Source organism: Hoeflea sp. YIM 152468 (assembly GCF_029210485.1).
Taxonomy (GTDB): Bacteria; Pseudomonadota; Alphaproteobacteria; order Rhizobiales; family Rhizobiaceae; genus Hoeflea.
Genome location: NZ_JARGET010000038.1, coordinates 295937 through 314823, shown reverse-complemented (window position 1 = coordinate 314823; position 18887 = coordinate 295937). Strand labels below are relative to the sequence as shown.

The 18887-nt window shown below is 59.6% G+C and carries 19 protein-coding genes; 13 read left to right on the top strand and 6 right to left on the bottom strand.

Annotated elements, in window-relative coordinates:
• Positions 1 to 19 precede the first annotated feature (19 nt).
• Positions 20 to 985, top strand: a complete 966-nt coding sequence (locus PZ897_RS19485) for a PhnD/SsuA/transferrin family substrate-binding protein (RefSeq protein WP_275754418.1) — start codon at positions 20 to 22, stop codon at positions 983 to 985.
• A gap of 60 nt (positions 986 to 1045) precedes the next feature.
• Here the strand turns inward: PZ897_RS19485 and PZ897_RS19480 are convergent, their stop codons facing one another.
• The 3 genes from PZ897_RS19480 to PZ897_RS19470 form a co-directional block, all read right to left on the bottom strand.
• Positions 1046 to 1618, bottom strand: coding sequence for a TadE/TadG family type IV pilus assembly protein (locus tag PZ897_RS19480; protein ID WP_275754417.1), 573 nt, complete (start codon positions 1616 to 1618; stop codon positions 1046 to 1048).
• 49 nt (positions 1619 to 1667) lie between these two features.
• Positions 1668 to 2279 (bottom strand): TadE/TadG family type IV pilus assembly protein, encoded by a 612-nt coding sequence (locus PZ897_RS19475; protein WP_343217475.1) that lies wholly within the window; start codon positions 2277 to 2279, stop codon positions 1668 to 1670.
• A 123-nt stretch (positions 2280 to 2402) separates the two neighbouring features.
• Complete coding sequence (locus PZ897_RS19470; RefSeq protein WP_275754586.1) at positions 2403 to 2750, bottom strand: pilus assembly protein N-terminal domain-containing protein; 348 nt, start codon at positions 2748 to 2750, stop codon at positions 2403 to 2405.
• Between the two features lie 466 nt (positions 2751 to 3216).
• On the opposite strand from PZ897_RS19470, the gene PZ897_RS19465 reads away from it, so the two are divergent.
• The 9 genes from PZ897_RS19465 (at position 3217) to PZ897_RS19425 (ending at position 12275) form a co-directional block, all read left to right on the top strand.
• The gene (locus PZ897_RS19465; RefSeq protein WP_275754416.1) at positions 3217 to 3399 is read left to right on the top strand and encodes a Flp family type IVb pilin; all 183 of its coding nucleotides are present in this window, start codon (positions 3217 to 3219) and stop codon (positions 3397 to 3399) included.
• Between the two features lie 119 nt (positions 3400 to 3518).
• Entirely contained in the window at positions 3519 to 4034 is a 516-nt protein-coding gene (locus tag PZ897_RS19460) for a prepilin peptidase (protein ID WP_275754415.1), read from the top strand.
• Between the two features lie 277 nt (positions 4035 to 4311).
• Positions 4312 to 5133: a Flp pilus assembly protein CpaB gene (gene cpaB / locus PZ897_RS19455; protein ID WP_275754414.1), complete on the top strand. Its 822-nt coding sequence runs from the start codon at positions 4312 to 4314 to the stop codon at positions 5131 to 5133.
• Between the two features lie 65 nt (positions 5134 to 5198).
• A complete protein-coding gene (locus PZ897_RS19450; protein ID WP_275754585.1) occupies positions 5199 to 6674 on the top strand; it encodes a type II and III secretion system protein family protein in 1476 nt (491 codons plus the stop codon).
• Positions 6675 to 6688: 14 nt separating this feature from the next.
• Positions 6689 to 7390 carry a CpaD family pilus assembly lipoprotein gene (locus PZ897_RS19445; protein WP_275754413.1) on the top strand — a complete coding sequence of 234 codons (702 nt, stop codon included), beginning with the start codon at positions 6689 to 6691 and terminating at the stop codon, positions 7388 to 7390.
• Positions 7391 to 7433: 43 nt separating this feature from the next.
• The gene (locus PZ897_RS19440; RefSeq protein WP_275754412.1) at positions 7434 to 8720 is read left to right on the top strand and encodes a CtpF protein; all 1287 of its coding nucleotides are present in this window, start codon (positions 7434 to 7436) and stop codon (positions 8718 to 8720) included.
• A gap of 24 nt (positions 8721 to 8744) precedes the next feature.
• Positions 8745 to 10235, top strand: a complete 1491-nt coding sequence (locus PZ897_RS19435) for a CpaF family protein (RefSeq protein WP_275754411.1) — start codon at positions 8745 to 8747, stop codon at positions 10233 to 10235.
• Positions 10236 to 10247: 12 nt separating this feature from the next.
• Positions 10248 to 11258 carry a type II secretion system F family protein gene (locus PZ897_RS19430; RefSeq protein WP_275754410.1) on the top strand — a complete coding sequence of 337 codons (1011 nt, stop codon included), beginning with the start codon at positions 10248 to 10250 and terminating at the stop codon, positions 11256 to 11258.
• Between the two features lie 12 nt (positions 11259 to 11270).
• Positions 11271 to 12275: a type II secretion system F family protein gene (locus PZ897_RS19425; RefSeq protein WP_275754409.1), complete on the top strand. Its 1005-nt coding sequence runs from the start codon at positions 11271 to 11273 to the stop codon at positions 12273 to 12275.
• A 319-nt stretch (positions 12276 to 12594) separates the two neighbouring features.
• Here PZ897_RS19425 and PZ897_RS19420 read toward each other — a convergent pair whose 3' ends face one another.
• On the bottom strand, positions 12595 to 13410 hold the full coding sequence (locus tag PZ897_RS19420) for a tetratricopeptide repeat protein (protein WP_275754408.1): 816 nt from the start codon (positions 13408 to 13410) through the stop codon (positions 12595 to 12597).
• Between the two features lie 143 nt (positions 13411 to 13553).
• On the opposite strand from PZ897_RS19420, the gene PZ897_RS19415 reads away from it, so the two are divergent.
• The 3 genes from PZ897_RS19415 to PZ897_RS19405 all read left to right on the top strand — a co-directional run bounded on the left by PZ897_RS19415 (position 13554) and on the right by PZ897_RS19405 (position 16251).
• Complete coding sequence (locus tag PZ897_RS19415; protein ID WP_275754407.1) at positions 13554 to 14948, top strand: leucyl aminopeptidase family protein; 1395 nt, start codon at positions 13554 to 13556, stop codon at positions 14946 to 14948.
• Between the two features lie 77 nt (positions 14949 to 15025).
• Entirely contained in the window at positions 15026 to 15394 is a 369-nt protein-coding gene (locus PZ897_RS19410) for a MarR family winged helix-turn-helix transcriptional regulator (RefSeq protein WP_275754406.1), read from the top strand.
• Positions 15391 to 16251, top strand: coding sequence for an NlpC/P60 family protein (locus PZ897_RS19405; RefSeq protein WP_275754405.1), 861 nt, complete (start codon positions 15391 to 15393; stop codon positions 16249 to 16251). The genes PZ897_RS19410 and PZ897_RS19405 overlap by 4 nt, the downstream gene beginning before the upstream one ends.
• A 6-nt stretch (positions 16252 to 16257) precedes the next feature.
• Here PZ897_RS19405 and PZ897_RS19400 read toward each other — a convergent pair whose 3' ends face one another.
• Positions 16258 to 17223, bottom strand: coding sequence for a glyoxylate/hydroxypyruvate reductase A (locus PZ897_RS19400; RefSeq protein ID WP_275754404.1), 966 nt, complete (start codon positions 17221 to 17223; stop codon positions 16258 to 16260).
• A gap of 8 nt (positions 17224 to 17231) precedes the next feature.
• Complete coding sequence (locus PZ897_RS19395; protein WP_275754403.1) at positions 17232 to 18884, bottom strand: ABC transporter ATP-binding protein; 1653 nt, start codon at positions 18882 to 18884, stop codon at positions 17232 to 17234.
• Between the last annotated feature and the right edge of the window lie 3 nt (positions 18885 to 18887).

The following is an 18887-nucleotide window of genomic DNA, read 5'->3' as shown; positions in this document are numbered from 1 at the left end:
AGAGTGGTATAGATCGGTCATGACAGAGACCAGGCCCAGTGTCAGAATTGCCGGACTTGCCAGATCGCGCGCCAAGGCTGGCGGCTGGATGCTTGGTGGATCAATGGTGGCGCTGGCGATGATGATGACGAGCGTGGCGCGCGCAGATTACCGGGAATCTCTCTCTGTGCTTCGCCTGGGTGTGGTTGAAAGCTATGTTGCCGCTGCCAATCCGCTCAAGCTTGAAGCGGTGCAGTCTGCCTTCGCCACCGCTCTTGGCATACCGGTCGAGATCATCAAGCTGGGCAGCTATGCGGCGTTGATTGACGCGCACGCCAGTGGCCGCGTCGGTTATGCTATCCATTCGGCAAGATCATATGCGGCTGCGGATGCTGCCTGCGGATGCGTCCGGGCTTTCCGGTCTCCAGTCGCTGCAGATGGATCCACTGGTTTCCGGGCGGTGCTTGTGGTCCGCGACAGCGTCAACGCACCGGTTTCCGCTTTGACAGTGGGGTATTCGCACGAAGGCTCTGTCTCCGGCTGGCAGTTACCCGATCAGGCAATCAAGGCGGGCAGTCTGGAACGGCCACAGATGGTCCGAGCTGGCAGCGTTGCCTCGGTGGTTGAGCTCTATCAGACCGGTGAAATTGACGGCTTCTTTGCCTGGCTGCCCGATATCCCCGGCAACGCAGGATCGGACCTGGGGCAATTGTTTGGCGGCTGGAACCAGACGTCGATCAGCGCTGCCGACCCGCTCCGGGTGGTCTGGTCTTCCCAGAAAATCCCCTACGGACCGCATGCGGTTCACCGCTCCCTGCCTGACGATCTGGTTGCGGTGCTCGGAACATTTCTCGATGACATGGCGTCGTCCGCTCCGGGATTGCTGGATGCGTTCGAGCCTGTTTATGGCGGTGGTTACGTCACGCCCGGTCCTGAAGACTACCGCAATGTCCGCGGGCTTGTGGAAGCATTGCCCGACGAAACCTCCGCAGGCAGCCTTCGCTGACATTTCCGCAGCGGTCTTGCGTCCTGGTATACTCGGCTATCTGGCTTTTTCCGGGCGGCGCTAACAGTTGGAACAGGTCACCTTTTCGCCCACCCGTTGGCGCAGATGGTAGGTCTTTTTCATTTCGAGCGTCTTGAAATCGACGTCCTGGATGCCCGACAGGACCAGCAGCAGTTCGTAATCCAGTTCGACTTCGGTCCGAACCAGAAAGGTATTCGGAACGGCCAGTTCTTTGGGAAGGGATTGGATTGATCCGACGGAGTAAGGCCGTGTCTCGTCTTGCTGCCACGACCAATTGGCTTTGCCCACACCGGTGCTGTCCACGGCTATGCCGGTGATCTTGACCTTCATCCCGTCTGTACGGAATGGCATCATCACGCTTTCCGCCACGTTCACCATGGACTTCAGGGTGGCCTTGTTGACGTCCTCTTCCTGGGTCACGAGGTCTGCCACGGTGCTGGACGCACGTGCCAGCTTCTTGTTGACGGACATGGCGACCGAAATTTCCAGCGCGCCCATGTAGAGCACGATCAGAACCGGCGCGATCAAGGCAAATTCGACGGCTCCGACCCCGGAGCTGTCGCCGCGAAGTTTCCGAGCGCTTTGGTTCAGTCTTGCCAGCATGCCCGTCATGATCGTGGTTCCTTTTGGTTTCCGCCTTTGAAGCTCACCGCAATGCCGCTCATGGATAATTCTCGTTGCGGAAAGCCGCGGTTGCGACCATCAGATAATCGCGCGGCATTTCGCCTTCCTTGCGGATATTGGTGATGAACGGGCGCACCAGGTCGGTCATCACTTCCCAGCGGTAATAGGCCCGGACGATATTGATGCTCTGCGGTCCGCCGGGATTATACTCAAAATCGCTGGGGTCCAGCTCCGAGTAGAGCGTGTTGTCAACCTTGGGAATGTAGTTGGGAATGGCGGCGAAAGACGCGAATTGCCGGACATCGAGATAGAGCTTCCTGTCCTTCGGGTCTTCCTTTTCAGCGCAGGTGATCATCAGGCTGACTTCAGCGCAGAATTTGGTGCGGAACTGCTCGGCGGACAGATTCTTGATTTGCCCGGTACGGACTTGCCGCGCCATGGTATCAACGGCGTTTGACAGCACTTGCTCCCCGGCAAAGGCGATAAACGCTTCGATCGTGGCGAAGATCAGCAGGAAAAACGGAAACGCGAGCAGGGCAAATTCAATCGCAGCGGTACCATCCTGCGACTTGCGGAAGCGGGAATATATCCGGCGTTTCTGCTGTGGCGGCTTTCCAGTTTGAACTGCTAGTTCTGTGACATCCATCATCGGACTCCCGGACAGTCGTTTCCTGGATCGATGCTAGGACATACTGGTTGAATATTCGTAACCCACACTTCGGGAGATTGCGGGGCTGGTTAAGCAAATCTTAAGATCGGCGCCGGTCGTGGCTCAGGGCTGCGCACCGGAGGTGGGCGTATGTTCTTCACACGCCGGTGAACAGGAATAGACAGACCGGGAGGTTTGTTTGAAGACGCGAAGCGTATTGGCTTCGTCAACTGACACCAGAATGCGCTCGTCGACGATAGCCTCGCCGTTCTGGTCGAGAATGACCAGATTGGTGGTGCCATAGGATTTTCCGGTCAGCACGATTGTTTGCGGATCGGAAACGGTCACGTCCGCGACATTGGCGTTGCCGATGATGACCTTGCTGACGTTGCGGTCGAGTTTGAGGATGCGGGCATGATCCATGAAGACGCGTATCACATCCTCGACGGCCTGGGCCGGGAAGGAAGACATCGCGACAAGGGCCAGACTGCTGATGGCAACGGCAAGTCTGCGATGTAGCGGGAAGGGATGGGTCATGCCGTTTCCTCGGGTTAGCGTCTGCTCCATAAAATCGCGCGGATTGGTGAATGAACACTTAAGGCGGAGCCAACAGGGACAAATCTTCCAGATTGAGATGGTTTATGGCTGGCGCCGGAGCTCATCTGGCGGACCGGGCTTGCTTCGACACACTCTATAATGGGAAGTAGACATCGGACTGTGAGACGCTGGGCAGGCCGGCGCGTCCGTCTCTAGGCGGATGTGGGCGCTCGGTTCTTAGCGGGCTGTTTACCATGCAGACCTTATTGCGAGTGAAAGAATCCGCTAACCTTGTTCGTTAAGCGGTTTGAAAACCCCCTCTCCTATGATCGTCAAATCCGACCAGCCAAAGCAGCTGGCGGAGTGCTGAAAAACATCTAGTGGATGAAGGAACAGACCCATGAAGAACCTTTTTAATCGTTTTGTTGAAGACGAATCCGGTGCAACAGCAATCGAATACGGCCTGATCGCCGCTTTGATCTCGGTCGCTCTGATCACCGGCGCCACCACACTCGGCGACACGCTGAGCAACCAGTTCAATTCTCTGTCGACCCATATGAACACTGCCAGCGGCAAGCACTAAGCTCAGATCCAGAGCCAGGCGAACAGACCAAAGCCGCCTTTCGGGGCGGCTTTTTGTGTCCGTGTTGCTGTTTCTTAATGTCTTCCATTTACGATCGGGCTTTACCTGGGAGTAAGCAGATGCTTGAGGCCGCCATTTTCGTCATCCTGCCGCTGTGCCTGGCGATGGCCGCCTTTTTCGACATCCTGACCATGAAAATTCCCAACCGGGTTTCGGTTGTCCTGGCGCTGTCGTTCTTTGCTGTGGCGCCGTTCAGCGGCATGGATCTGGCCACTTTCGGATGGTCGATCCTCGCCGGAGCTGCCGTGTTTACAGGTTGCTTCGCGCTGTTCGCTCTGAATGTGATGGGCGGTGGCGATGCCAAGATCTTGAGTGCAACGGCACTTTGGTACGGCCTGAACGCCGATCTGGTCGCGTTCCTGGTCTACACCGGCATTTTTGGCGGTGGGTTGGCGCTTATCGTTCTTGTCGTGCGCGCCAACCAGAATATCCTGCTGGTTTCGCCAATCCCCATTCCGATGCACTTTTTCAAGGACCGTGCGGGGATTCCCTATGGCGTCGCTATAGGCGCCGCGGCGCTTGTCACCTATCCAGAAACCTCGATTTTTCTCAACGCGCTCAGCCGTCCTTATTAAGAGCTGCTGCGACTGATCCATAGCCTGGGCCTTGGAATCCATAGCCCAGACTGGGCTCTGATTTCCGCATCCCTTTGCCAGGTCCCGATCCACCGGTGCTGCCGTTGCACGATCCAGTACCGGCCGCTCACGCCGGCTTCTTACCCCATGCCGCGCGCAAGTTTTATCGGCGGCAATGTTGCGTTAACCGTGTTTGGTATCGCCGTATTAACCATAATTACACGATTACAACTGCATGCTGTTTCGAGCGTACCCAACATTCGTTTGAGGAAACAGCATGAAAACCGCCCGCGTCGTCATCATGTCAGTGGCAGTCCTGGCCGCAGGATTGGCAGGGTACTTGGCCATGAACCTGTCTTCCCCGACCGTTCACATCAACGAAATCTCCTCAACCCCGGTAATCGAGAAGATGCCGACCATCGACGTTCTGGTCACGTCCTCCAACCTTCCCGTCGGGAGTCGGCTGAATGAGGACAGTCTGGAGTGGAAAGGCTGGCCGGAAGACGGGGTGGTCGAAGGGCTGATTCGCCGCGATGCCCGGCCCGACGCGATCACCGAACTCACCGGTGTTGTCGTCAGGCTGCCATTGTTTGCGGGCGAGCCGCTTCGATCCGAGAAAATTGTCGATTCATCTTCCCGCATCATGTCTTCGCTGTTGCCCGCCGGAAAGCGCGCTGTCGCGACAGAGATCTCGGTGGCGACCAGCGCCGGCGGCTTCATCCTGCCCAATGATCGGGTGGATGTCATCATGGTGCGCCGGAAAACATCGGAAGAAGGGTTTCTCACAGAGGTAATCCTGTCCAACATCCGGATTCTGGCTATCGATCAGCGGATCGAAGAGGACGCCGAAGGAAATCGTACCGCCGTTGGGACCACGGCAACCCTCGAGCTGACGCCAGACCAGACAAAAATAATTACCGTTGCCCAACAGATGGCCGACCGGCTGACCCTTGCCTTGCGCAGCGTCGCTGATGTTCGGGAACCAGACAGCGACGGCGCAAAATATCTACTGAGCGGCGGAGACGGCGTTCCGGCCATCCAGCTGATCCGCTCCGGCACTATTTCCAAAATCGGTGCCACCAACCAAAGCGGGGAATGAACGTGCGTCATACAGCAAGAAAGCTTCTGTCCTCCATCGCCAGTATTGCACTGGTGGGCACGACCATGATCGCCGGTGTCAGCATCGATGTGTCCAGCGGGCATTTCCTGTCTGCCGCAGCTGCGGCCGAAAGCGTCATCAAGATCAAACGAACCGGACCCGGCGTCAACAAGCGGGTCAAATTGGGTTTGAACAAGGCCTTGGTGATTGATCTTCCGACCGATGCGCACGACATCCTCGTTGCCGATCCGAGCCTTGCCGACGCGGTCACTCGCACCTCCCGCAGGCTGTATCTTTTCGGCAAGACGGTTGGCCAGACCAACATCTTCATCTTCGGTCCGAATGGCGAAGAAATCGTCGCCATCGATTTGGAAATCGAGCGCGATGTATCGGGGCTTCAAGCCCACCTGGCGCGCTTTCTTCCCGATTCCGACATCCATGTGGAAATCATCTCCGACAACATTGTGCTGACCGGCTCGGTGCGCACGCCGCAAGACGCCGCCCAGGCCGCCAGGCTGGCGGAAATCTTCCTGACCGGTGGTGAGGCCACGACCCGCGTGACAACAGCAACCAGTGAAGGTGGCGACGCCGCGATCAATGCCGAAGACCGGCAGAAATCCAAGATCGTCAATCTTCTCAAGATCGACGGCGAGGACCAGGTGACCCTCAAGGTCACCATCGCCGAGGTCAGCCGGCAGGTGCTCAAGCAGCTTGGTTTCAACTCGTCGATCAGCGGCGGTTCGGGAACCTTCGTCAATTCCAACCCCGCCAATCTGGGAACATTGTCGACGGGCCTCAACTTTGCCCAGATCGCCAGTGGTTCCCTTAACGGCCGTTCCATTTCAAGTTATGTCAATGCCATGGAACAGGCGGGTGTCATGCGCACCCTGGCTGAGCCGAGTCTCACAGCGATTTCAGGTGAAAGCGCCAGATTCTATGTCGGCGGCGAATTTCAACTCCGCGACGGGGTCAGCTACGATGAAGCGACCGGTGCCGCCACCTATACCGACCGTGAAGTCGAATATGGCATTCGCCTCAACTTCACGCCGGTGGTGCTGTCACCTGGACGGATCTCGTTAAAGGTTCATACCGAAGTATCAGAGCCGACGTTCGAAGGCTCCACCTCGCTTCAGGGGTCCACGGGCCGGCCCGGGATGACCAGGCTCTCGATCAAGCGGCGTGAGGCGGAAACCGCTGTCGAACTGCCCTCCGGCGGATCCATTGTGCTTGCAGGTCTCGTCAAGGACGATATTCGCCAGGCAATGTCGGGCTATCCCGGACTGTCCAAGTTGCCGGTACTCGGAACGCTCTTCCGCAGCCGTGATTTTGTCCGCAACGAGACCGAACTCGTCATCATCGCCACGCCCTATATCGTCAAGCCGGTGGCCCGCAACGAACTTGCCCGTCCGGACGACAACTTCAATGCCGCCGGCGACGGCGCCGGGTTTTTCCTTGGCCGCGTCAACCGGGTTTACGGTCGCATGGAAACCAAATTGCCGCCAGGCCGCTACCACGGCGTCGTCGGCTTTATCTACAAGTGATCAGGAACCTCACCATGTCGAGCAAGATTTCAGTTCCCGCAAATCCTGATCTACACAAGGTCCGGTTCGCAGTCATCCCGATGCTGTTTGCTGCATCGCTATTGAGCGGCTGTGCCGGTTGGGGCGGCAAGAGCATTACCGTCGGCGCGGTTCCCGATGATTACCGCACCAACCATCCCATCATCGTCTCCGAGCAGGAGCGCACGGTGGATCTTGCTGTCGCCTCGGGCGATCGCAAACTGACTGTCTCAATGCGCGAAACCGTGCGCGGGGCGGCGCAGAATTACAAGTCAAGTGCGACCGGCGCAGTCCGCATCATGGTTCCTGTCGGTTCTGCCAATGCCGATGCCGCCTCAGTGCTGTCGGAGCAGGTCGCCTCAGTCCTGCGCAGCGAAGGCGTGCCGGGGGACCGCATCGTCTCCTCGCCCTACCACGTTTCGTCTCCCGATGATGCGGCGCCTATTCGCATCGCCTTTCTGGCCATCACCGCGTCGACCGGCGAGTGCGGACGCTGGCCCGAAGACATGCTTGCCAATTCCACGGAGAACAAGACCTGGGCCAATTTCGGTTGTGCATCTCAAAACAATCTCGCAGCCCAGATCGCCAACCCGGGAGATCTGATCGCGCCGCGTGGCATGACACCGATTGACGCTGAGCGTCGATCGAAAGTGATCGAAACCTATCGAACAGGCGGCGCCGGACTGGTTACCGAATGAGCAGGCTCAACCGCAACGCGCTCTTTGAAGCAGGACAAAGTTCATGACCAACCTTGATTATGCGCTCGTGCAGGAGTCCGGGCCGGAGCTCGACGACACGACATCCTGGCGCAGCGATTTCGAACGGGTAAGACCGTTGCCGCGGATCTCTGTGCACGCCTTCTTTGAAACGGAAGGCGTGGCCAACACTATGGAGCGGTGTTCTCAGGACCGCCGCATGGCCAAGGTTAACCTTCGCATCAATTCCGGCGGCGTCTCCGCTGCAGCCAACATGTTTGCAGGCTCTCCCACACCCAATCTCCTGATTCTGGAGACCCGGGCCGACGGGCAGACTTTGATCGAAGAACTCGGCGAGCTTGCTGCAGTCTGCGATCCCGATACGCGAGTGGTGATCGTTGGACATGTCAATGATGTGGCTCTGTACCGTGAACTGATGCGCAACGGCGTGTCCGAGTACATCGTAGCGCCGGTTTCGATGGCTGACGTGATCGGCGTCATGTCCGCGATTTTTGTCGATCCGGACGCCGCACCACTCGGCCGGTCCATCGCCTTCGTCGGCGCCAAGGGCGGCATTGGTTCTTCCACCATCGCCCACAATTGCGCCTGGAGCATTTCCAACCTGTTTTCCAGCGAGGTCATACTGGCCGACCTGGATCTGGCATTTGGCACCGCAAATCTCAATTTCGACACCGATCCCACCCAGGGCATTGCCGAGGCAATCAACTCGCCGGATCGGCTTGATGAGGTGTTTCTGGACCGGTTGCTCGCCAAATGCTCGGAACATTTGTCAATGCTGGCAGCACCTTCCATGCTGGACCGGACCTATGACTTTTCTGCAGAAGCCTTTCTTCCCATCCTCGACATCATGCAGCGCAATGCCCCGGTTTCCGTGCTTGATGTTCCGCATGTTTGGAACGAATGGACAAAGAAGGTGCTTTGCGCGGCGGACGAGATTGTCATCACCGCCACCCCTGATCTGGCCAATTTGCGCAACACCAAGAACCTGTTTGATACCCTGCGGAAATTGCGTCCCAACGATCATGCGCCGTTTCTGATCCTCAACCAGGTCGGTATGGCCAAGCGGCCCGAAATCGCCCCCGATGTGTTCTGCGATCCGCTGCAAGTTGAGCCTCTGGCGATTATCCCCTTCGATGCGGCGCTGTTCGGTGAAGCAGCCAATTCGGGTCTGATGATTGCTGAATCCTCTGCCAAATCGCCGACCGCGGAAGCGATTTCGCAAATAGCTCACGTGGTCACAGGGCGGGCTGAAGTGAAGAAGCGCAGGAAACAGGGATTGTCGTCTCTGATCGGTCTTTTGAGCCGCAAGTAACTGTAAGTCTGGAGTGAACTGAATATGTTCGGCAAACGCAGCAATGTTGGCCCGGCCAAGCCGCCGCAGGCCCCGGCGCCCAAGCCGTTGGTTCAAGCCGATATCCCGGCGACGCCGGCGCCTGAAGCCGTGGCCACAGCTCAGCCCGAGACCCCGGCCGCACCAACGCCTGCGCCGCAGCCTGTTGTGCCGCGCCGGGAGGAGCCGGTTGCCAAGCGCAAACCGGCCCGCAATGAAGCCTATTATGATACCAAGAGTCAGGTGTTTTCCGCTCTGATCGATACGATTGACCTGTCGCAACTGGCCAAGCTCGATGCGGAAAGCGCGCGTGAGGAAATTCGTGATATTGTCAATGATATCATCACGATCAAGAACTTCGCGCTGTCTATCGCGGAGCAGGAAGAGCTGCTCGACGACATCTGCAATGATATTCTGGGCTACGGCCCGCTGGAACCGCTGCTCGCACGTGACGATATCGCCGACATCATGGTCAATGGGGCCGGCATCACCTATATCGAAGTCGCCGGCAAGGTTCTGGAAACAGATGTCCGTTTTCGCGACAACAGCCAGCTCCTGTCGATTTGCCAGCGCATCGTCAGCCAGGTGGGCCGCCGGGTCGACGAATCAAGCCCGATTTGCGACGCCCGTCTGCCTGACGGTTCCCGCGTCAACGTGATCGCGCCGCCGCTGGCGATTGACGGAACGGCGCTGACCATCCGCAAGTTCAAGAAAGACAAGCTGACCCTGGATCAACTGGTCAAGTTCGGCGCGATCACGCCGGAAGGTGCAGCGGTTCTGCAGATTATCGGCCGGGTTCGCTGCAATGTGGTGATTTCCGGCGGTACCGGTTCCGGCAAGACGACGCTGCTCAACTGTCTGACAGCTTATATTGATGCCGACGAACGTATCATCACCTGCGAAGATTCGGCGGAACTCCAGCTCCAGCAGCCGCACGTGGTTCGGCTTGAAACCCGCCCGCCCAACATTGAGGGCGAGGGCGAAATCACCATGCGTGATCTGGTCAAGAACTGCCTACGCATGCGGCCCGAGCGGATCATTGTCGGCGAAGTGCGTGGCCCGGAGGTATTTGACCTTCTGCAGGCCATGAACACAGGCCACGACGGGTCGATGGGAACGATCCACGCCAACAGTCCGCGCGAATGTCTGAGCCGTATGGAATCGATGATCGCCATGGGCGGTTTTACCCTGCCCGCCAAAACCGTCCGCGAAATCATTGCCGGATCTGTCGATGTGGTGATTCAGGCCACCCGTCTGCGTGACGGCTCGCGCCGCATCACCCACATCACCGAGGTCATCGGCATGGAAGGCGATGTGATCATCACCCAGGATCTGATGAAATACGAGATGCTGGGCGAGGACGCCAACGGCAAGATCATCGGTCAGCACCGGTCCACAGGGATAGGTCGTCCCAACTTCTGGGATCGCGCCCGGTACTATGGTGAAGACAAACGCCTCGCCGCGTCTCTCGACGCCATGGAAAAGATGACATCTTAAGGAGACGCGCGCGTGTTTGGTCTGGATACAATCGTGGTCGCCATCATTGGCCTGGCAGCGCTGTCCGCGGCGGCCTTGGGCTACGGCGTGCTCTACAGCCGGATCGAAGGCGAACGCAGGGCGGAGAGCCGCGTCAAGCGTGTCAAGGCTGCTGAGACCGACAGAACCAAGGCCACCGCAGCGCGCGACCGGCTCAATGAAGCCAACAAGCGGCGCAAATCGGTTCAGGATTCGCTCAAGTCTCTGGAAGAGAAGAACAAGGAAAATGACCGGCGCACTTCGCCCGCGCTGAAGGATCGAATTACTCAGGCGGGCCTGACCATCTCGATCCGAAAGTTCTATGCCCTGTCTGTCGCTCTCGGCTTGCTTGCTGGCTTCATGGCCTTTGTGTTCCAGGGCAATCTCTTTGTTGCTCTCGGCGTAATGCTCATTTTCGGTGCGGGCATGCCGCGCTGGATCGTTGGCTTTCTGCGCAACCGCCGGATGAAGGCTTTTCTTGCTGAGTTCCCCAACGCTCTTGACGTCATGGTGCGCTCGATCAAGTCCGGCCTTCCACTCAACGATGCCATCCGCATGATCTCGGCAGAGGGCCAGGAGCCGGTTCGCACGGAATTCAAGCGAATTGTCGAGGCACAGCAGATGGGTATGAACATACCTGAAGCGTGTGCGCGCCTTTATGCCCGCATGCCTTTGTCGGAAGCAAATTTTTTCGCAATCGTGATTGCCATTCAGGCCCAGGCGGGCGGCAATCTGTCCGAGGCTCTGGGCAACCTCTCGCGCGTGCTGCGTGACCGCAAGAAGATGAAAGCCAAGATCAACGCAATGTCGATGGAAGCCAAGGCTTCGGCCGCAATCATCGGCGCCTTGCCGTTCATTGTGGCCACATTGGTTTATCTCACATCGCCGGAATACATCATGATTCTATTCACGGACACCCGTGGGCACGTCATTCTGGGCGCCTCCGCCGTCTGGATGTCGATCGGCATAATGGTGATGCGCAACATGATCAATTTTGACATCTAGGGGCCAAGAACCATGATAGCAGATTTCGCTCTGTCCCTGACTGACCCGGCAGTGTTGTTTCCAGTCATGATATCCATTGCGGTCCTGGCCACTCTGTACAGTGTCCTGGCGCCCTATTTTGAGCGCGGCGATCTCGAAGCACGCATGAAGTCGGCGGCCCTCGAACGGGACGAAATACGAGCCAGGGAACGTGCCCGCCTCAATGCCGAACAGGCGCGTGGCGGTGCAAAAAGTGCCGGTCTGCGGTCCCGCGACAACGCCAATGTGCGCGGAATTGTTGAACAGTTGAATCTGAAGAGCGCGCTGGCCGATGATGCGACCGTGGCCAAGCTCCGTGCCGCCGGTTATCGCACCCAGAACGCTCTCAACATGTTCCTGTTGGCGCGCTTCGTGCTGCCGTTCATTTTTCTGGTTGGGACAATCGTCTATGTCTTTGTGCTCGAGAATTTGGTCGACAAGCCAACGACTGTTCGAATTCTGGCTTGTATCGTCGGGGCTTATGTCGGTTTCTACACGCCGAACATGTTCGTCTCCAATCAGGCCAAGAAACGCCAGAGTTCCATCAAGCTTGCCTGGCCGGATGCGCTTGACCTGATGCTCATCTGTGTCGAATCAGGTGTATCCATCGAGGCCGCGATGAAGCGGGTGGCGGAGGAGATCGCCGTTCAGTCGACAGCTCTTGCTGAGGAGTTCGTGCTTACGACGGCCGAATTGTCCTATCTTCAGGAACGGCGGGTGGCTTTTGAGAATCTCGGCAATCGGACAGGTCTCGACACCGTAAAGTCCGTGACCCAGGCGCTGATCCAGTCCGAGCGATACGGAACACCGATGGCCCAGGCCCTGCGGGTTCTGGCTCAGGAAAGCCGGGACCAGCGCATGAACGAGGCGGAGAAGAAGGCTGCAGCCCTGCCGCCCAAGCTGACGGTGCCGATGATCCTGTTCTTCCTGCCGGTGCTGATCGGCGTGATTCTCGGACCTGCGGCGATCCAGGTGATGGACAATTTCGGCGGCGGGTGAAACCGCACTCGGCCCGCATTGGCCGGCTGAAGTGAAAAAGCAATCATGCCCCAACCAATCAAGCGGGTGGCGGCCCCGTCCGCTGCACCTGGCCCAGGATGTCTCCCGAGCATTGATTCAATCCGATTACCGCCCGAAAAACTGTCATGGTAGAATGGGTTGCCAAGTCATGAGAGTGGCTCATGGGTTGGATGGAGGCAATTCTGCTTTCTCGGTTGAGGGGACGATCCGCGCCGAAAGTGGCCGGAGCCGAGGTCGTGCATTCATTTCCCAAGCCGCATGACAAAGGCGGCTCAAGTGGAAGCCCAAAGAGCGGGGTTCAGTTGGTGTTGTTCTTGTCCGAATCCTTGAGCTTGTTCCAGGCATTTTGCTGGGACAGCATGGCCCGCAGATAGGTCACATTTGCGCTTGCCTGCTCGGCGGAAAGTTCTGAACTGGCGATGGCTTCCGCTTCCTTGAACCGGCCCTGAAGCCCGACAACGAGCGCCAGGTTCTGGCGAACGCGGCTGTCGGCGCCTGGCTGCCGAACTGCGGACGCAAGATAGGTTTCGGCCGTTCTGAGGTCTCCCTGCAGCACATAGGACATGCCAAGGTTTGACAGCACCGAGGGTTCGTTGGGCTTTATGTCGAGCGCCTTGCGGTAGCGTGCGCGCGCAGTAGCCGGGTCTCCGAGCTGGTCGTGGATGGCGCCTTCCGCGGACAGCAATTGCCAGTCCGGTCGGTCCGGTGTCTGCGCGCGCTGGATGGCATCGAGCGCCTTGTCCAGATGACCGGCGCCGGCCAACGCCTTGCCATAGGCGGCAAGCACAGTCCGGTCGGTGGGATTATGAATCGCCACCTGTTGCATGACCGCCAACGCCTGTTCGGCACGACCACCCATTGTCAGCACCGAGGCATATCTCATCCCCACCGCTGCATCCTTCGGATTGCGGTCATAGGTCCTGCCGATGCCTTCGGCGGCCGAATGCAGTTCGGTCGCATTCATGGTTTCGAGCGGCTTGTTCAATGACGGAATCGATCCGGTCGTCAGTCGTCCCTTTGACGCGCATCCCGCCAGCGCGACGCTGAGCGTCACGATACAGACCGCGCTGAAAAGCCGGTGTGGGAGGTTGGAGCGTATATGGGTCGCTGACATTGGCCTGATCCCGGAAATCGAGTGTCGCGGCGGTCCTTGGTCAAGGTGCCACAGTCTTCGCTCCAGCAATAATCTGTTAACCCTAATCAAGAGTTAACGACTGATTCTCTGCACAGAGCGTCTGGAGAGCACGAGGAGCAACCATGCCGCCCTTCACCCACATAGATCGCCCTTCACCTTTTGCACCGACGTCCGGGGAAACCTTGCCTGTCTGGGCTGTATCGCGCGCCGATATTGAACGGGGCCATTTCGACAAGACGGCGCTGGCCTGGGCGCAAGCTGCGGGATTTACGGCAAGTGAGGGGTCTGTGCTTCTGGCGCCGACCAGGCATGGCAAGCTTGCCGGTGCCCTTTTCGGCCTGGGCGATGAGGCAGAATGTCATCCGTTCATTGGCGGCAAACTGGCCCGCTCGCTGCCCAAGGGAGACTGGCATATCGAGACGTCGCCGATCTCGGGTGCGACCATGGCGCTGGCCTTCGGCTTGGGTGCCTACCGTTTCGAACCCTACCGCAAACCGGCCGCAGACGGCCCCCGGCTGGTCATTCCGGCTGATGCCGATGCAAAAAAGATTCGGCGAACCGTTGCGGCTGTCGGTCTTGCCCGCGATCTGGTCAACACCCCCGCCAATGACATGGGGCCGGACGCGCTGGAAGCTGCGTTTCGCCGCTTGGCCAAACACTACAGCGCCGATGTCACTGTCGTGGCCGGAGATGATCTTGTCACCAAGGGCTTTCCGATGATCCATGCGGTCGGCCGCGCCGCGGATCAGGCGCCGCGGCTGCTCGAATTGCGCTGGGGACAGCCCGGTGCCCGCAAGGTGACGCTGGTCGGCAAGGGTGTCTGCTTTGATACCGGAGGCCTCGACATCAAGCCTGCCGCTTCGATGCTCAACATGAAGAAGGACATGGGCGGGGCCGCCAACGTCATGGCGCTGGCCATGATGATCATGGACGCCGGGTTGCCGGTCGACCTTCGGGTGCTCATTCCAGCGGTCGAAAATTCGATCTCGGCAGCGGCGTTCCGGCCAGGCGATGTTTTGATGAGCCGCAAGGGACTGACGGTTCAGATCGACAACACCGACGCCGAAGGACGGCTGGTGCTTGCCGATGCGCTGACCTTTGCCTGCGAGGAGACGCCGTCCCTGCTCATTGACATGGCGACCCTGACAGGTGCCGCGCGTGTGGCGCTGGGGCCGGATCTGCCGCCTTTCTATACCGATGACGAAGTCCTGGCAGGCGAGATCGCGACCGCGTCCGCCGCGACAGTCGATCCGCTCTGGCGCCTGCCGCTGTTCAAGCCCTACGAGGCCGACGTCAAAGCCAAGATCGCCGACCTGACCAATGCGCCCGCAGGTGGGTTTGCCGGCTCGATCACCGCCGCCCTGTTCCTCAAGCGGTTTGTTGCGCCGGATGTAAGCTGGGCCCATTTCGACATCTTCGCCTGGTCACCGAAAGACAAGCCGCATGCGCCGACGGGTGGTGAAGCCCAAGGTATCCGGGCTTTGTTTGAGGTGATCGGTCAGCACCATTCCGCTTGACCCGCATCGGCTGACTTGCGTGTCTTCCTCGTTTCGGCCAATGTAAACCGGTACCGAAATGATGCAGGCTCGTCTCCATGCCACTTGACCTCCGGGCTTCCGATGCACTCGGCCTTTGGCACGCGGCCACACTTGAACATGTGCGCCTCATCGGGCCGGATCTGACGATCAGGCAACTGGCCATTCTGTTGCACATCTACCTGGCGCCGCCGCCGCACACGGTGCGCGGTCTGGCTGCCATGCTGGGCGTGACCAAACCGGTGATTACCCGTGCACTTGACACCATGGGGCACATGGGTCTGGTTCGACGGGTGCGTGATGACCGCGACAGGCGCAATGTGATCATCAAGCGAACGGTGGAAGGCGCGCTTTTTGTCGAGAAGCTGGGCGACATCATCATCGCCGAAGGGCGCAGACTGTCTTTGGCCGAGGGATCAAACACATGAACGAAAATCTTGACCGCCGGTTGAACGCCTATCGGGCGGATCTGGCCGACATTCGTCTTGAGGGTCAGGTCAAGGCTGAGCGCTACACCGGCGGGGTTCCGGCTCAGGTTGCTGTGCCGATTGCCGATCTGCGTCCCAGACCCGACCAGGATTGCGGCATCGACACCCAGGCGCTGTATGGCGAGGCATTGACGGTCTTCGACCGGGCCGGCGGCTGGGCCTGGGTCCAACTGGCCGCCGACGGCTATGTCGGTTATGTGCGCGAAGACAGTATCCGTGACGGCGAGGCTCAGGCCACACACGTGGTGTCGGTTCCGCGCAGCTTTGTCTATCCGGGTCCGGATCTGCGCTTTCCCCATCGCCACTGTCTGTCCATGGGCAGCCGTGTCAGGGTGACAGGCGCTGCGGAAACCAGGGCCACACCCTACGCGCTGCTCGATGATGGTTCGGCCATGATTGCCACGCATTTGCGGCCGGTCGGTGACATCGCGCCAGACGATGCGGTGTCGATCGCAGCCCGGTTTCTGGAGACGCCATATCTCTGGGGCGGGCGCTCCGGGTTTGGTATTGACTGCTCTGGACTGGTGCAGATGGCGCTGGCCATGACCGGCAAGCCGGCGCCACGCGATTCCGATCAGCAGGCAACACAGTTGGGCGTTGCCATCGATCCGGAGCGCGACCGCCTGCAACGCGGCGATCTGGTGTTCTGGAAAGGCCATGTCGGGTTTCTCGAAGACGCGCAGACGCTGCTCCACGCCTCCGGAGGGACCATGTCCGTCACCCGTGAACCCTTGCAGCAAGCAATCGACCGTATTGGCAAACTCTATGCGCTGCCGACAGGCTATCGCAGGCCTTGAGCCGGCTCAGTATCCAGCCTTGCGGTCGACGAGGTGCATCAGCGCTTCGCCCCGCTCGAGCGCGTCCATCTGCTTCACAATCGGCGCGATCAGTGAAGAGGGAACCGAGGCGGCGGCGGCATGCGGCGTAAGCGTGACTTTCGGATGGCTCCAGAGCCGGCTTTCGGCAGCAAGCGGTTCCTGCTCGAAAACATCAAGCGTGACCGCTGAAAGCAGCCCCTCATCCAGGGCCGAGAGGATATCGGCTTCGCTTTGCAGCCCGCCGCGTCCGGCATTGATCAACACCGGTGCGCCCAGCGGTCCGCGCCTGGTCATCCGCTTGAACAGGTCGTGGTTGAGAATGCCCCGCGTGTCCGGCGTCAGCGGCAGCAGCACCACCACGATATCGGCCGATGCCAGGAAGGGACCGAGTCCCGTCTCGCCGGCATGACAGGCAACACCGTCAACCTGTTTTTCAGTCCGTGACCAGCCGCTCAGCTGAAATCCGAGGACCCGCAGCTTGGCGGCAGCGTCGCGACCCAGTTCGCCCAGACCCATGATGCCGACCGTCAGCGCGCTGGCTGCCGTCTGCTCCCGGTGCTCATACCAGACCCGGTCTGCCTGCTGGGCCCGGTAAAGCGGTCCGCGACGATGATGGTCGAGCACCTGCCAGACCACATATTCGCTCATCCGTGTGGTCAGGTCCGGTGACACGACGCGCACGATCGGCACATCAGGCAGGCTGGTGTCGGCGAAGATGTGGTCCACTCCGGCGCCAAGCGAAAAAATGGCCTTGAGATTGGGCAGGTTCGAAAGCAACCCCGGACGCTGCTTCCAGACCACCGCGTAATCGATGGTCGGATCCGCCTCGCCCTCCGGCTCAAGAGTGACCGCGCGGTCGGGCGCGGCCTTGCCGAGCTCGTCAATCCAGATCTCCGATTGCCATCCTGTCAGCGCAAGCAGAATGCGCCCGTTGGTGTGTCTGTCTGCCATGAGTGAACCTATTCGCTGACGACGCCGCCGGCCGCGGCCTCGAGATTGAACGCTGCCGCCATCAGCGCTTTGGTGTAGGCGGTTTCGGGTTGATCGAAGATCTGGTCGGCGGTGCCCTGCTCGACGACCTTGCCTGAGCGCATGACGATCACGTCATTGGCCAGCGCCCGAACCACCTTCAGATCATGGCTGATGAACAGATAGGCGAGATCGTGCCGTCGCTGCAGATCCCGCAGCAGATCCACGACTTGCGCCTGGACGCTCATGTCGAGCGCCGAGGTGGGCTCATCGAGCATGATGAAACGGGGCTTGAGCACCAGGGCCCGGGCGATCGCGATGCGCTGGCGCTGACCGCCGGAGAATTCATGCGGATAGCGCCACCGGGTGGAGGCGTCGAGCCCGACCTCTTCCAGGGCTTCCGCAACCAGCCTGTCGCGGCCGCCTGCGGAAAGATCACGGGAATGGATGGCGAGGCCTTCGCCGACAATATTGGCAATCGACATGCGCGGGCTCAGCGAGCCGAATGGATCCTGAAACACCACCTGCATGGCGCTTCTGAGCGGCTTCATCTGCTTGAACGATCGGGCGTGCAGCGGCTCGCCTTCAAAGAAAATCTCGCCTTCGCTGCGGATCAACCGCATCAGCGCCAGCCCCAGCGTCGTCTTTCCTGATCCGGATTCGCCGACGACGCCAAGCGTCTGGCCGGACTTGAGCGACAGCGACAGCCCGTCCACGGCCTTGATATGATCGACCGTGCGGCGCAGGAACCCCTGCTTCACGGGGAACCAGACCTTGATATTGTCTGCCTGCATCACAGCGTGGGCGGCAGGATTGCGCCGGGGTGGCTCGCCGCTTGGTTCCGCGGCAAGCAGATGCTTGGTGTAGGGATGCTGTGGATTGCCGAAAATCTCGGCGGTCGGGCCGGTTTCGACAATCTTGCCATTGGTCATGACACAGACCCGGTCGGCAAATTTGCGCACGATGCCCAGATCATGGGTGATGAACAGCATCGACATGCCGTGCTGGGTCTTGAGGTCGCGCAGCAGTTCGAGAATCTGCGCCTGCACGGTGACGTCCAGCGCGGTGGTCGGTTCATCGGCGATCAGCAATTCCGGCCGGTTGGCGAGTGCCATGGCAATCATCACCCGCTGGCGCTGGCCGCCCGAAAGCTGATGCGGGTAGGACGCCAACCGCTTTTCCGGCTCACGAATGCCAACCTGATCGAGCAGGGCGAGCACCTGCCGGCGCGCCTCTTCGGGGCGGACCTGCCGGTGCAGATGCAGAATTTCCGAAATCTGCAATTCCACGGTCTGCAGCGGGTTGAGCGAGGTCATCGGCTCCTGGAAGATCATGGTGATGTCGTTGCCGCGAACGGCCCTGATCTCCGGTTCCGAAGCCGTAAGCAGATCCTTGCCCTTGAACCGGATCTCGCCGGAAGGGTGGCTCGCGCCCGGATAGGGCAGCAGCCGCAACACCGACAATGCCGAGACGGATTTGCCCGAACCCGATTCGCCCACCAGCGCCACTGTCTCGCCCCGGTGAATGTCAAACGAGACATGATCCACGGCTGTCTGGCTTTCACCGCCCTGATGGAAGGCCACCGACAGATCGCGAACCGACAGCAGGGCTTCGCCCTGGCCGTCTGCTTTGGCGTCACGCACGGG

Bases quoted from the DNA above. Each gene is read 5' to 3' on its own strand.
- PZ897_RS19485 (WP_275754418.1), top strand. From the start codon at position 20: ATGACAGAGACCAGGCCCAGTGTCAGAATTGCCGGACTTGCCAGATCG.
- PZ897_RS19480 (WP_275754417.1), bottom strand. From the start codon at position 1,618: ATGACGGGCATGCTGGCAAGACTGAACCAAAGCGCTCGGAAACTTCGC.
- PZ897_RS19475 (WP_343217475.1), bottom strand. From the start codon at position 2,279: ATGATGGATGTCACAGAACTAGCAGTTCAAACTGGAAAGCCGCCACAG.
- PZ897_RS19470 (WP_275754586.1), bottom strand. From the start codon at position 2,750: ATGTCTTCCTTCCCGGCCCAGGCCGTCGAGGATGTGATACGCGTCTTC.
- PZ897_RS19465 (WP_275754416.1), top strand. From the start codon at position 3,217: ATGAAGAACCTTTTTAATCGTTTTGTTGAAGACGAATCCGGTGCAACA.
- PZ897_RS19460 (WP_275754415.1), top strand. From the start codon at position 3,519: ATGCTTGAGGCCGCCATTTTCGTCATCCTGCCGCTGTGCCTGGCGATG.
- cpaB (WP_275754414.1), top strand. From the start codon at position 4,312: ATGAAAACCGCCCGCGTCGTCATCATGTCAGTGGCAGTCCTGGCCGCA.
- PZ897_RS19450 (WP_275754585.1), top strand. From the start codon at position 5,199: ATGATCGCCGGTGTCAGCATCGATGTGTCCAGCGGGCATTTCCTGTCT.
- PZ897_RS19445 (WP_275754413.1), top strand. From the start codon at position 6,689: ATGTCGAGCAAGATTTCAGTTCCCGCAAATCCTGATCTACACAAGGTC.
- PZ897_RS19440 (WP_275754412.1), top strand. From the start codon at position 7,434: ATGACCAACCTTGATTATGCGCTCGTGCAGGAGTCCGGGCCGGAGCTC.
- PZ897_RS19435 (WP_275754411.1), top strand. From the start codon at position 8,745: ATGTTCGGCAAACGCAGCAATGTTGGCCCGGCCAAGCCGCCGCAGGCC.
- PZ897_RS19425 (WP_275754409.1), top strand. From the start codon at position 11,271: ATGATAGCAGATTTCGCTCTGTCCCTGACTGACCCGGCAGTGTTGTTT.
- PZ897_RS19420 (WP_275754408.1), bottom strand. From the start codon at position 13,410: ATGTCAGCGACCCATATACGCTCCAACCTCCCACACCGGCTTTTCAGC.
- PZ897_RS19415 (WP_275754407.1), top strand. From the start codon at position 13,554: ATGCCGCCCTTCACCCACATAGATCGCCCTTCACCTTTTGCACCGACG.
- PZ897_RS19410 (WP_275754406.1), top strand. From the start codon at position 15,026: ATGCCACTTGACCTCCGGGCTTCCGATGCACTCGGCCTTTGGCACGCG.
- PZ897_RS19405 (WP_275754405.1), top strand. From the start codon at position 15,391: ATGAACGAAAATCTTGACCGCCGGTTGAACGCCTATCGGGCGGATCTG.
- PZ897_RS19400 (WP_275754404.1), bottom strand. From the start codon at position 17,223: ATGGCAGACAGACACACCAACGGGCGCATTCTGCTTGCGCTGACAGGA.